The sequence below is a fragment of the Streptomyces sp. NPDC087844 genome, assembly GCF_044742785.1.
Classification (GTDB): Bacteria; Actinomycetota; Actinomycetes; order Streptomycetales; family Streptomycetaceae; genus Streptomyces.
Genome location: NZ_JBIUVD010000007.1, coordinates 237,126 through 249,467, shown reverse-complemented (window position 1 = coordinate 249,467; position 12,342 = coordinate 237,126). Strand labels below are relative to the sequence as shown.

Below are 12,342 nucleotides of genomic sequence, written 5' to 3'. Positions count from 1 at the left end.
CGCCTGGTCCGCTGGGTACGCCGCCGGGTGGAGGCCGCCTCCGCCCGCGGTGACTCCGGCATGACCGCGATCGAGTTCGTGCTGCTCACGCCGGTCCTCTTCTTCATGATCTTCGCGACGGTGCAGTTCGCGCTGTACTTCTTCGCCGACCACGTGGCCCAGGCGGCGGCCCAGGCCGGTGCGCGCAAGGCCCGTGCCACGGCAGACGAGTCCCCGGGCGCGTGGCGCGGCGAGGCGCGGGACGTCGTGGACAGCTATATCGCGCAGCTGGGACCGCAGTTGGTGCTCGGTCCTGACGTGAACCTGCTCCAGCCGGACCCGAACACGGTCGGGGTGGAGATCACGGCGAAGGTGCCGTCGGTGTTCCCCGGGATGGATCTGACCGTGCACGCGCGGTCGGTGGGGCCGGTGGAGCGGTTCGTCGAGGATGACGGGAACTAGATGCGCCAGATGTGCCCCCTTGTGAAGCTTGTGAAGCTTGTGAGGCGACCGCTTTCGCGCGGCGTCGACCTCGGTGACCGGGGGCTGTCCACCGTGGAAGTGGTGATCCTCGCCCCGGTGATGATCCTCTTCATCCTGGTGCTGGTGGCCTTCGGGCAACTGGTCGACGGACGGGGAGCGCTCGACGGGGCCGCCCGGGACGCGGCCCGCTCGGGTTCGCTGCAGCGGGACGAGGGTTCCGCGATGGCGGAGGCGCAGAAGGCCGCCGACGCCGACCTGGCGGACGTCTGCTCGGGCCCGGTGTCGGTGAACAAGACCAGCGCCGGTTTCCAGGACGCCGACCTCTTCACCGTGGAGGTCAGCTGTCAGGTACGGGGCCTGGCGATGCTCGGCCTGGACGTACCGACCCGGCTGACGGCGTCGTTCACCTCGCCGCTGGATCCGTTCAAGAGGAAGGCGTGATGGGGCGTATGGCGCACCTCGTGCGAGCGTGGGTGGCTGCGCGCCGCGCGCGTCTCGACGACCGGGGCTCGGGCGCCGGCGCGGTAATCATCTTCGCGCTCGTGTTCCTGTCCCTGTCGGCCTTCGTCATCGACGGCGGCCTGTCCATCTCCAAGCGCGAACGGGCCGCCGACATCGCGGAACAGGCCGCCCGTTACGCGGCCCAGGACGTCGACCTCGACGCGCTGTACGAGAACGAGGGCGGCGGGGCGCCGATCCTCTTCGAGAACTGCGGCGCCCGCGTGAAGGCCTTCGCCCGGGAGATGGGCATGACGGGCGCCGACACAGCCGCGACGAACTGCGTCGCCGCCGACGCCGACCAGGTCGAGGTGGAGGTCCAGCTCACCTACTCGCCGGTCTTCACGGGCATGTTCTACGGCGGCGACGTGACGGTCCGGGGGCGGGCCGTGGCGGAGAACGAGGTGGGGTGAGCGGTCGGGGACGGCCTACTCGCCGCCCTTGTCGTCGGACTTCACGCCCTCGGAGACCTGCTTCGCCAGGTCGTCGTCCAGCTTCTTGAACTCACGGACGATCGCCTCGGACATCTGGGCCAGCGCGTCGAGCTGCTGGTTGATGTCCTCGCGGCCGTCCTCCCAGTTGGACTCGAAGTCCTCCAGCTTGTCGTAGACGCCGCCGTCGCCGATGTCGTCCCGGTAGGACTCGAAGAGCTTCTTGGTGTGGTTCATCCGCGTCTTGATGTCGCGCAGCCGGGTGCCGTAGTCCTCAAGATCACTCAACGGGAGCGCGAGGTCGGGTCTACCGCCCATGTCTGATCCCCCTGTGGTGTACGTGCCGTGCGCCGACTCCCGTTCATCATACGGAGGCGTGCGGACATCGCCCCGGCGTGACGTGACGAACAGGAGTCAGCGACGGCGGTACTTGGAATCAGCAGTTCAGGTAGCGAAGAGCGACGTAGACACCGGTCGCGCCACCCCACAGGTCGCCCCTGTAGTAGAGGTACCCGTCAGAGAACTCGTAGCCGAAGTCGCCGTCGTACACATTGAATCCCTGGCCCGTCTGGATGTACTGCACGAAGGTGCCATTCGCCCGGTACACCGGGACATTGCCGGTGTTGGCGAAGCAGGTGATCGGCCCGGAAGCGCTTATTTCCCCCGCGGTTGTCGCCGAGGATTGCGCCTGGGCGGGAACGGCGCCGAACAACGGAGCCAAAGCCGCGACGGTGAGGGCGAGCACGGCGAATTTACGACGAAGCATGTTGTCCTCCATAGGTTCTGCTGCGTTTCCCATTCGAAGCCAACCCGTGCGTGTGGTCCAGACCCTTGGCCATGACATATGCAGACGCATTGATGTCCTGACGGCATGACCGCAGTACAGGGGCAGTTGCGGTGCACCGGCTCGTACGGCAGGATCCGGGAGGGCGGTTGGCGGCGCAGCCTCGGGGGAGGGCTTGAGTGAGTGGTCGGGCGGACGGCGATCGGGAATTACGCTCCAACGTCTCCGGCAGTCGTACCGAACCGACTGTTCAGCAACTCCGGATCTTTCTGGCCCTCGCGGACGAGCTGCATTTCGGCAGGGCCGCGGCTCGCTTATTCATGACACAACCCGCACTGAGCCGTCAGATTCGGGTTCTTGAGCACTTCGTCGGCGCTCCTCTGGTGAAACGCACGACGCGCCGGGTCGAACTCACCGAGACCGGTTCCGCGTTGCTTCCGGCGGCCGAAGCCGTCGTCCGGGCGATGGAGCGGTTCGGCCTGGCGGTGGGACGGGAGATCCGGCAATTGTCCGGCCGTCTCGTCGTGGGCTCCATCGGTGCGGAAGCCTCGATGCCGCATGTGCGCGAGACCCTCGGTGAACTTCGGCTCCGGCATCCCCACCTCACGGTCGAGATCCGTAACCTGCACTTCGCCGATCAGGCGGAGGATCTGAGGAACGGCGTCGTGGACGTGGCGTTCCTGCGCCTCCCCGTTCCTGCCGGGATAGAGGTTCTGCGACTGGCCACCGAACCGCGTGTCGCGGTCCTGCCCAGTTGGCACGAGCTGGCCTCGCAGCCCCACGTGTCCCTCAGCGACCTGGCCGGCTACCCGGTCCTGCACCTGCCCGACGGAGCGCCCCGGCTCTGGCGGGACTACTGGTCCGTCGACCCCCGCCCGGACGGCAGCCCGGTGCTCTACGGCCCGGTGGTGTCCAACATGGAAGCCCTGCTCCATGCCGTGAGCAGCGGCGAAGGAATGTCTTTCCTGCCGAGAGCGGCTCAAGATCTCTTCGCCCGCCAGGGGATCAGCTTCCTCGACGTACCCGAGCTGGAACCGTCCACTTCCGTACTCGCGTGGGTGCCTTCCGCTGCGTCCAGACCGGCCGTCGCCGCGATCCGCGAGGTTGCCGGGCGCTCGGCGGTCGACTGACTGGATCTGCTGGACGTTCTACGAGAGCCGGGTGCAGGTGGCAGATGCCGATGAACCCCGAAGGGAAAGCCCGCCGGCCCTCCCCACCCTTCGACACCCTCAATAAGATCTAAGTAGGCTCAGCACACCCCCGCTCTCCCTGTCCCCCCACACGACATCAGGACACCCGCCATGGCGCGACGTACCACTTCCAACTCGTCGGGAAGCTCGCCGGGCTCGGCGGGTTCGCCGGGTCCGAGGAACCGGACGCCGCGGCCCCTGCCCCGGCGCCGCCGTTCGGTGGGGGACTTCGTCAAGGCGTTCCTCGCTCTCGTCGCCCTGCTGTTGCTGCTCATCGGTGTGCCCGGCGCGCTCGCCGTCCAGATCGGCTGGCCGCTGCCCTCCGGGGCGCCGAAAATGGAGTGGCTGCAGCAGGAGATCACCGTCGACACGTTCATCAACGTGCTGACCGTGGTCGTCTGGCTGGCCTGGGCCCAGTTCACCGCCTGTGTGCTCGTCGAGATGAAGGCCGCGCTGTCCGGTGTCGGACTGCCGAACCGCGTGCCCGGGGCCGGCCCGAGCCAGCTGCTCGCACGGCAGCTCGTCGCCGCGCTGCTGCTGGTCGGCGCCGCCGCGGCGAGCTTCACGCCCGGTCTGTCGCAGCTGGGCCAGCAGTTGGAGGGCAACCAGCGGCCCGCCGTCGCCGCGGCCGCGCAGCAGACCCCGGGCGGGCTGCTGGCACAGCAGCAGGCGCGGACCGCCGCGAGCGCCGCCGCACTGGCCGAGCAGGCCGCCGACGCCGCCGCGCACGCGGAGGGCGGGGGCGTCCACGCGTCCGAGGACGCCACGAAGTTCTACCGGATCCAGCCGCCCGAGGGCCGCCATCACGACTCCCTCTGGGAGGTCGCGGAGCGCCACCTCGGTGACGGGCGCCGGTACAAGGAGATCTACCAGCTCAACAAGGACCGCGCGCAGCCCGACGGTTCGAAGCTCTCCGAGGCAAGCCTCATCCGGCCCGGCTGGATCATGGAGATGCCGGGCGACGCCCGTGGCGGCGAACTGGTCGAGATGCCCGACGAGGCCCCGAAGGTCTCGCCGGACGTCCAGCGGCAGATCTCCGACTACGCCAGGACCGGCGGCGCGCAGGAGCAGGGTCGGCCCGGACAGCAGGGGGCAGGACAGCAGGGCGCCGGGTCCGGTGCGCGGGATCGCGACACCGCCCACATCAGTCTTCCCGAGCAGCGGCCCGGCTCAGGCCAGGGACAGCAGCAGGGGCAGCAGGGCGGGCAGGAGCATGCCGCTCCCGCCGCCGGTGAGGGCAGCGGGTTCGGGCTGCCGCAGGCCCTCCTCGGCGCGCCCCTCCTCGCCGCCGGTCTCCTCGGCGCACTCGGCCGGCGCCGCCGCCAGGCGCTGTGGCAGTCCGCGCTCGGTGCCGTCGGCGGGCGCCGCGGCATGGAGCCGCCGACGCCCACCGGCGCCGCGGCCGACGCGCAGGACGCGCTGCTGGTGGGGGCCGACCCTGAGGGCGTACGCCTGCTGGACCGGTCGTTGCGCGGGCTCGCCGCGTCGCTGGCGGGGGAGTCCCGTCCGCTGCCGACCGTGTACGCGGCCTGGATGGGCGGCAACGGCGATCTGCACCTCCAGCTCGCCCAGCCGGCCGGCCGCCCGCCCGCGCCGTGGCAGCTGGGGCAGGACCAGACGTTCTGGATGCTGGCCCGCGCCGACGCCGAGCGGTACGAGGACGTGGACACGGCGGCCCCGTACCCCGGGCTGGTCAGCCTCGGCACGATGGACGACTCGCGACTGCTGCTCAACCTGGAGTCGGTCCCCGGCATCGTCTCGCTGAGCGGCCGCGAGCAGGACCGGGCGGGCGTCTTCGCCTCCGTGGCCGCCGAGCTGGCCACCAACGGCTGGTCCGACCGCATGACCATCACCCTCGTCGGCTTCGGCGAGGACCTGACACCGCTCGCCCCCAACCGGCTCCGCCACCTCGACGACATCGAGGCCCTCGTGGAGACCATGCAGGCCGAGACGCGGCAGCGGCGCGGGGCGCTGGGTGCGGCCGGTCACGACTCGGTGCTCACCGGGCGTACGGGCCCGGCCCAGCACACCCGTTGGGCGCCGCACCTCGTACTGCTCGCCGCCGAACCGTCCGCCGAGGACGCCGTCAAGCTCGCCGAACTCGCCGCCGACGCCAGCCGGCTGGGCATCGGGTACCTCGTCGGCACCCAGTCGGGCGACCTGCCCGGCGCCGCCTGGGAGATGGAGATCACCAGCGAGGGCAAGCTCCTCGCACCGCTCCTCGGCCTCGAACTCGACGCGCAGCTCCTGCCGGTGTCCCAGCAGCGGGCCGTCGTCGAGCTGTTCACCGACGCCGACCCCGAACGCGACGACGACGGCCGCCCGGCCACCACCCCGCCGTTCCTCGTCGACATCAGCGAGCAGGGGCGTCCGGCGGTGTACGCGCGGCTCGTCGGCCCGTACGAGATCATCGGGCTCGACACCCCGGACGGTGAGCGCAGTCCGCTGCTCCACGAGGCGCTGGCGCTGATGCTTCTGCACCGCGAGGGCGTGCACCCGCGGGTGCTGTCCTCCGCGCTCTGGCCGCGCGGGGTCACCGACGACGTACGGGACGCGCTCGTCGAGCGGCTGCGCGCCTGGCTCGGCGCCGACCCGGACGGCACACCGCGGCTCGCCGCCGACGCGACCGGGCGGCTCAAGCTCGCCAAGTCCGTCGTGTCCGACCTGGACGTCCTGCGCTCGCTCTACCACGAGGCCACCCAGGGCCGGGGCGCCGGCAGCCGTGCGGTGCGCGGCCGTCTGCTGACCGACGCGCTGGTGCTGGTACGGGGTCCGCTGCTGGCCGAGCGGCCCGAGGGGCGGTACGGCTGGCTGACCCACGAGATCATCGACGCCCAACTGCCGCTGCTCGTCGCGGACATCGGCCTCGCCCTCTCCGCGTTCCACCTGGAGAAGGACCGGGCCGAGAAGGCGATCGAGGCGCTTGACGCGGCGCTGGGCTCCGCGCCCGCCGACGAGCGGCTGTGGCACGAACTGCTGCGGGCCACGCACGCGACCGGCGACAGCGACCGGCTGAAGCGGCTCGCGGCGGACCTCGTCGCACGCAGCGGCGCGCGCGGGCTGCCGCCGCGGACCGAGGCGCTCCTCGACGAGCTGCTGCCGACCTGGCGCGGCGGCGTCGCCGCCGCGGGATGAACGGCCTTGCGCCGATCGACCTGATGGTGATCGTCGGCGCCGTCCTGTGGGGCGGCGTCGCCGGTCTGTTCGTGCCCCGCCCCGCGTACCGCTTCTCCGTCGACCCCGACGAGCCGTGGGCGGACCGGTGTCCCGAGGGCCACCGGATCGGTGGCCCCCTCGGTGGCTCGCTCAGTGGCCCCGTCAGTGGCCCGCTCGGCGGCTGGATCGGCCCGGCCCGGTGCCGGGAGTGCGGGGGGCGCGCGTACGGGCCCGGCACCCTCCTCGTCGCCCTCGCCACCGCTCTCGTGTGCGGTGTCCTCGCCGCGGCCACCGGTACCCGGCCCGAGCTGGCCGTCTGGCTGCTGCTCGCGCCCCTCGGCGTACTCCTCGCCGTCGTGGACTTCCGCGTCCAGCGCCTGCCGGACGTACTGACGCTGTCCCTGGCGGGCGCCGCCCTGGTCCTGCTCGCGGGCGCCCGGGCCGCGCCCGAGCACGCGGGCGACTGGCCGACCGCGCTGTACGGCTCCCTGGCCCTCGGCGGCGGCTACTTCGTCCTCTTCCTCATCAGCCCGAACGGCATGGGCTTCGGCGACGTGAAACTCGCCCTCGGCCTCGGCGCCGTCCTCGGCTGGTACGGCTGGGGGACCGTGCTGCTCGGCACGTTCGCGGGGTTCCTGTTCGGCGGGCTGTACGGGACGGTGCTCGTCGTGGCCCGCAGGGCCGGGCGCAAGACGTCCATCCCCTTCGGCCCCTTCCTGATCGCGGGCGCCTTCACGGGCCTGCTCATCGGGGCGTACGCCGCCTGACGCGGGGGCCGTACCGGCTGTTGCGGGCGTACGCCGCCTGACGTCGGGTGATCACATCGGCTGGCGTACGCTGGCTGAGTCCGTCCACACCCCCATGAAAGGGACCGCTCCGGTGACCGAGAAGGCCGACCTTCAGTCCGTCCTCGACCGTGCCGCCGAGGGTGGGCGGATCACCCCGGAAGAGGCGCTCGACCTCTACCGCGACGCCCCGCTGCACGCACTCGGCTCCGCGGCCGACGCCGTACGCCGCCGCCGGTACGCCGGTACGGAGCACATCGCGACGTACATCATCGAGCGGAACATCAACTACACGAACGTCTGCGTCACGGCGTGCAAGTTCTGCGCGTTCTACGCCCCGCCGAAGGCCACCGACAAGGGCTGGACGCGCGACCTCGACGACATCCTGCGCCGCTGCGCGGAGACCGTCGAGCTGGGCGGCACGCAGATCATGTTCCAGGGCGGGCACCACCCGGACTTCGGCGTCGAGTACTACGAAAAGCACTTCTCCGCGATCAAGGCCGCGTATCCGCAGCTCGTCATCCACAGTCTGGGGGCGAGCGAGGTCGAGCACATGGCCCGTATCTCCAAGGTCTCCGCGAAGGAGGCGATCGAGCGCATTCACGCCGCCGGGCTCGACTCCTTCGCGGGCGCCGGCGCCGAGCTGCTGCCCGCGCGGCCCCGCAAGGCCATCGCCCCGCTGAAGGAGAGCGGCGAGCGCTGGCTGGAGATCATGGAGATCGCGCACAACCTGGGCGTGGAGTCCACGTCCACCATGCTCATGGGCACCGGCGAGACCAACGCCGAGCGCATCGAGCACCTGCGGATGATCCGTGACGTACAGGACCGGACGGGCGGCTTCCGGGCCTTCATCCCGTACACGTACCAGCCCGAGAACAACCACCTCAAGGGCCGTACGCAGGCCACGCTCTTCGAGTACCTGCGGCTGATCGCCGTCGCGCGGCTCTTCATGGACAACGTGGCCCACATCCAGGGCTCGTGGCTCACCACCGGCAAGGAGGTCGGCCAGCTGTCGCTGCACTACGGCGCGGACGACCTCGGTTCGATCATGCTGGAGGAGAACGTCGTCTCGTCGGCCGGTGCCAAGCACCGCTCCAACCGTATGGAGATCATCGACCTGATCCGCAAGGCGGGCCGCGTCCCGGCGCAGCGGGCCACGACGTACGAGCACCTCGTCGTCCACGACGACCCGGCGAACGACCCCGTCGACGACCGGGTCCAGTCGCACATCTCGTCGACCGCGATCGAGGGCGGGACCGCTCACCCCGAGCTGAAGCTGCTCGCCTCCAACTAGGCCCGGAGCGGAGGGGTTTGGGTCCGGTGGCGCTGACGATTCACGCGGCGGACGAGCTGCGGCACACCTGGGACGGCTTCGACCCGGTGGCGGGCGGGGCCGTCGCCGTGGAAGGCGACCGGGTCGCCGCGACGGGTTCCCTGGCGGAGCTCCAGGAACGCTTTCCGGGCGCCCGGGTCCGGCGGTGGCCCGGGACGCTCGGGCCCGCGCTGGTCCACGAGGGCCCGCTGCCGGACGCTCCGACGCCGCGTGAACGGGTGCACGGTGTGCTGCGGCGGGGGGCGGTGGCGGTGCTGGCGGAGTTCGTGTCCGCGGCTGGGGTGCGATCTGCCGCCGAGCGCAACGGGGTGGTGGTCCTGGACCGGGTCCGCCCCGTGGCGATCGTCGACGGGGGCCGGGCCGACCTCGCGGTGTTCGCCGAGGACGGTGCGTGTCTCGCGACGGTCTGCGGGGGGCGGTTGGTGCACCGGCGCCGGTAGCGCGGGTGGTGGCTCCGCCGGTTGTGCGTTGACGGGTGCGGCTCCGTTGTGGCTGGTCGCGCAGTTCCCCGCGCCCCTGGGGGGTGGGTGGTTGGGGTTGGTTCGTGGGTGCGGCTCGGTTGTGGCTGGTCGCGCAGTTCCTCGCGCCCCTGGGGGGTGGGTGGCGGCCCCACCCCCCAGGGGCGCGCGCTGTCGGTCGGCGTCGGTCGTTACTCCGTGCGCAGTGCCGTGGCCGTGCGGGTTCTGGCCGCCCAGCCCGCCGGGAGCATCGCGCCCAGCATGGCGATGGCGATGCCGGCCAGTCCCAGCAGAGTCAGCTGCCACGGCTCGTACACCTCAAGGATCGACGGCGGCAGGTTGGTGCCCGCCGCGTGTCCCATCACCGGCAGCACATAGCCGTGCAGCGCGTACCCGGCCGGGACGCCGATCAGGCCGCCGAGCACGCCGATCCCGGCCACCGAGGCGAGCACGAGGCTCACGGTCTGCCGCGGCGACATGCCGAGTGCCTTGCAGACGCCGATGTCATGGACGCGTTCCCGGGTGTCGAGGACCACGGAGTTGAGCACCCCGAGGCCCGCGACCGAGACCAGCATGAGAGTGAGCAGCACCGCCATCGAGTTCAGGATGAGGATCATGCTCTCCCCTTCGTCGGGGGCGTCGACCATGACATCGCCGCCCAGCGACCGCACCGCGGGGACCAGCTTCTGCGCGTACTCGGCGGGGGAGACGCCCGGCTTCACCTCGACGAGGAAGGTCTGGGACTCGGTCCCGGCGAAGGTGGCGAGGTCCATGACGACGTGCAGGCCGTCGTCCGAGGTGTCGAAGGCCTCGCCGACGATCGTCAGGGTCTTCGTCTGCTTCCCGTAGGTCACCTGGACCGTGTCACCGATCCCGGTGCCGGTGCGCTCCAGGAAGCCGGTGGGCACCACGGCCTCCCCGGGAGCCGCGAACCAGCGCCCGGAGATCATCTCGTAGCGGCCGGAACCCGTCTCGCCCTGGTAGAAGCCGGCCCGGACCGTGCCGGAGATGCCGGGCACGGTGACGTCGTCCTGCGTCAGGCCGTAGTACGAGGCGGTACCGGCCTGCGCCTCGATGGCGGCGCGCACCTCGGCCGGGTCGGCGTTCGGAGCCGGCGGGCTGCCGGGCGGGGGCCGGCCGCCCTCCGGTCTGCCGGCGATCACCGTGACGTCCGCCCGCTCCTCGGGGTCCGACGCGGCGCCGACCGCGTTGAGGGACGAGGTCAGCCCCAGCGCGAACGTCGCCGCGACCGTGCCGAAGGCCACCGCGAGGAGCAGCGCGAGCGTACGGACCGGGTGGGCGAAGGGACTCGCTAGGCCGTACGTCACCGCCCGCGGCAGCGGCAGCCGTCCCGCCGTCCGGTGCGCCCACTGGCCGCGCCCGGTGCGTGGCGCCCGGCCGACCGCGATGGCCTCGACGGCACGCAGCCGGCCGGCCCGAAGCGCGGGGACCAGCGCCGCGACGCCGACGATGAGCGTGGTGGCGGCCACCACCAGGACGTCCACCCACCAGGCCACGGAGAGCGAGGCGGTGCCGTACACCGACTCGGTGTCCGCCAGCAGCGGCATGGCCAGGAGGTTGCCCAGGACGACGCCCAGCGCGATGCCGGCGGCGGCCGGGATCAGCGCCTGGGCCACATAGGCCCGGACGACCTCGCGCGGGGTGAAGCCGATGGCCTTGAGAATGCCGATCCGGCGCAGACCGGTGCCCACCGAGCCGCTGATCACGCTGCCGACGATGATCACCGACATGACGATGCCCAGCACCCCGAAGGCGATCAGGAACGGGATGGTCGGTGCCGCGCCCTGGTCGGCGGTCCGCTTGGTGTCCAGCCAGGATTGGGTGCCCACCAGCGCCCCTGACGGTACGGCGGCGAGGAGCTGCTCGCGGCCGTCGGCGAGCTGCCCCTTCGTCCCCGCGGAGTCGAAGCGGTAGAGCATTTGGCTGGTCACCGGGCTCTCCTTCGAGCCCAGCGCGCCGACCTGGGCGGGGGTCGCCCAGGCGTCCGCGGTCCTACTGGCCGAGATGGCGAGGCCGACGACGGTCAGGCTCGGGCTGTTCGCGGCGTCCGAGGCCTTCAGGACCGTGCCGAGCCCGAACGCGGGTCCGGCGACGGACGCGGTGAGCACGATCTCGCCGGGTTTCTCGGCCCAGCGGCCGGACTTCAGATTCAGATCGTCCACCTTGCTCCGCGGACCGGTCCTTCCGACCAGCGTCAGCGGCGGCAGACGGCCGCCCCGGTCGTCCACCGGGCGGATCGTCGTGGTCGGGTACGGGCCCGCGCCCGCGCTCACCCCGGACAGCTGTCCGGTCTTCCTGAGCTGCGCCGCACTCACCTCGGCCGGGTCGAACTGCGCGGTGATGTGCGCCCCGCGCTGCTCGGCGAAGGCGTGGTCGAAGGGGGCGTTCGCGGCGACCATGAGCGACCCGGCGACCACCGCCGAGGCCACGGCCATCATCGTGGCGATGGCGATCACCGTGGTCTGCACCCGGCGTCGGCCCACCCCGGAGCGCACGACCCGGCCGAGAGCGCCGCTCATCGGACGGCCTGTGCGTGCGTGTCGAGCGCGAGGTGCCCGTCGACCAGATGGATGGTGCGGCCGGCGCAGGACTCCGCCAGTGCCAGGTCGTGCGTGACCAGCACGATGGTCTGCCCGCCGCGGTGCAGGTCCAGCAGCAGCTCCCGTACGTCCTGGCCCGACGCGGTGTCGAGCGCGCCGGTGGGCTCGTCGGCGAGCAGCAGCGCGGGCCGGTTGACCAGCGCCCTGGCCACCGCGACCCGCTGGCGCTCGCCCCCGGACAGCCGGCCCGGATAGGCGCGGGCATGCCTGGAGATGCCCAGCACCTCCATGAGCTCACCGGCGCGGGCCGCCGCCTTCTTCCTGCCCGTCCCGGTCAGCTGGGCGGGGAGCTGGATGTTGTCCGCGACGGTGAGGTCGTCGAGGAGGTTGAAGAACTGGAAGACCATGCCGATCTGTTCGCGGCGGAAGCGGGCCAGGGCGTGTTCGCTCAGCTGGTCGATCCGCCGCCCGGCCACGGTCACGGCGCCTTCGGTCGGCTTGTCCAGGCCGGCGACGAGGTTGAGCAGGGTGGACTTGCCGCTGCCGGAGGGGCCGGTCACGGCGAGGGCCTCGCCCTCGGCGACGCCGAGGTCGATCGGTCCGAGCGCGGGAGCGCCGGCGCTGTCGTAGCGCTTGGCCACGCCCTCCAGTTCGATCACGTGAGTCATGGGACTTGTCCGCCTT

General features: G+C 71.7%; 12 protein-coding genes. 8 read left to right on the top strand and 4 right to left on the bottom strand.

The window, feature by feature from the left end; genetic code table 11:
* Positions 1–60 precede the first annotated feature (60 nt).
* From ACIOKD_RS17045 to ACIOKD_RS17035, 3 genes are read left to right on the top strand one after another with little or no spacing between them, the layout of a single operon-like run.
* Positions 61–441, top strand: coding sequence for a TadE family protein (locus ACIOKD_RS17045; RefSeq protein WP_402084346.1), 381 nt, complete (start codon positions 61–63; stop codon positions 439–441).
* On the top strand, positions 442–903 hold the full coding sequence (locus ACIOKD_RS17040) for a TadE/TadG family type IV pilus assembly protein (protein ID WP_402084074.1): 462 nt from the start codon (positions 442–444) through the stop codon (positions 901–903). It begins immediately after the preceding gene.
* Positions 904–911: 8 nt separating this feature from the next.
* Complete coding sequence (locus ACIOKD_RS17035; RefSeq protein WP_402084343.1) at positions 912–1,373, top strand: pilus assembly protein TadG-related protein; 462 nt, start codon at positions 912–914, stop codon at positions 1,371–1,373.
* A 15-nt stretch (positions 1,374–1,388) separates the two neighbouring features.
* Here the strand turns inward: ACIOKD_RS17035 and ACIOKD_RS17030 are convergent, their stop codons facing one another.
* A complete protein-coding gene (locus tag ACIOKD_RS17030; RefSeq protein ID WP_402084072.1) occupies positions 1,389–1,709 on the bottom strand; it encodes a hypothetical protein in 321 nt (106 codons plus the stop codon).
* Positions 1,710–1,827: 118 nt separating this feature from the next.
* Complete coding sequence (locus tag ACIOKD_RS17025; RefSeq protein ID WP_402084069.1) at positions 1,828–2,157, bottom strand: hypothetical protein; 330 nt, start codon at positions 2,155–2,157, stop codon at positions 1,828–1,830.
* A 197-nt stretch (positions 2,158–2,354) separates the two neighbouring features.
* Here ACIOKD_RS17025 and ACIOKD_RS17020 point away from each other — a divergent pair, with 197 nt between their 5' ends.
* The 5 genes from ACIOKD_RS17020 to ACIOKD_RS17000 all read left to right on the top strand — a co-directional run bounded on the left by ACIOKD_RS17020 (position 2,355) and on the right by ACIOKD_RS17000 (position 9,079).
* Positions 2,355–3,305 (top strand): LysR family transcriptional regulator, encoded by a 951-nt coding sequence (locus ACIOKD_RS17020; protein ID WP_402084066.1) that lies wholly within the window; start codon positions 2,355–2,357, stop codon positions 3,303–3,305.
* A gap of 171 nt (positions 3,306–3,476) precedes the next feature.
* Positions 3,477–6,500 carry a BTAD domain-containing putative transcriptional regulator gene (locus ACIOKD_RS17015; RefSeq protein WP_402084064.1) on the top strand — a complete coding sequence of 1,008 codons (3,024 nt, stop codon included), beginning with the start codon at positions 3,477–3,479 and terminating at the stop codon, positions 6,498–6,500.
* Positions 6,497–7,288 (top strand): prepilin peptidase, encoded by a 792-nt coding sequence (locus ACIOKD_RS17010; protein ID WP_402084061.1) that lies wholly within the window; start codon positions 6,497–6,499, stop codon positions 7,286–7,288. The genes ACIOKD_RS17015 and ACIOKD_RS17010 overlap by 4 nt, the downstream gene beginning before the upstream one ends.
* A gap of 112 nt (positions 7,289–7,400) precedes the next feature.
* Positions 7,401–8,600: a cyclic dehypoxanthinyl futalosine synthase gene (mqnC, locus tag ACIOKD_RS17005; RefSeq protein WP_402084059.1), complete on the top strand. Its 1,200-nt coding sequence runs from the start codon at positions 7,401–7,403 to the stop codon at positions 8,598–8,600.
* Between the two features lie 26 nt (positions 8,601–8,626).
* Positions 8,627–9,079, top strand: a complete 453-nt coding sequence (locus tag ACIOKD_RS17000) for an imidazolonepropionase-like domain-containing protein (protein WP_402084057.1) — start codon at positions 8,627–8,629, stop codon at positions 9,077–9,079.
* A 209-nt stretch (positions 9,080–9,288) separates the two neighbouring features.
* Here the strand turns inward: ACIOKD_RS17000 and ACIOKD_RS16995 are convergent, their stop codons facing one another.
* Positions 9,289–11,637, bottom strand: coding sequence for an ABC transporter permease (locus ACIOKD_RS16995; RefSeq protein WP_402084055.1), 2,349 nt, complete (start codon positions 11,635–11,637; stop codon positions 9,289–9,291).
* A complete protein-coding gene (locus ACIOKD_RS16990) occupies positions 11,634–12,326 on the bottom strand; it encodes an ABC transporter ATP-binding protein (RefSeq protein ID WP_402084052.1) in 693 nt (230 codons plus the stop codon). The genes ACIOKD_RS16995 and ACIOKD_RS16990 overlap by 4 nt, the downstream gene beginning before the upstream one ends.
* Positions 12,327–12,342: the final 16 nt, after the last annotated feature.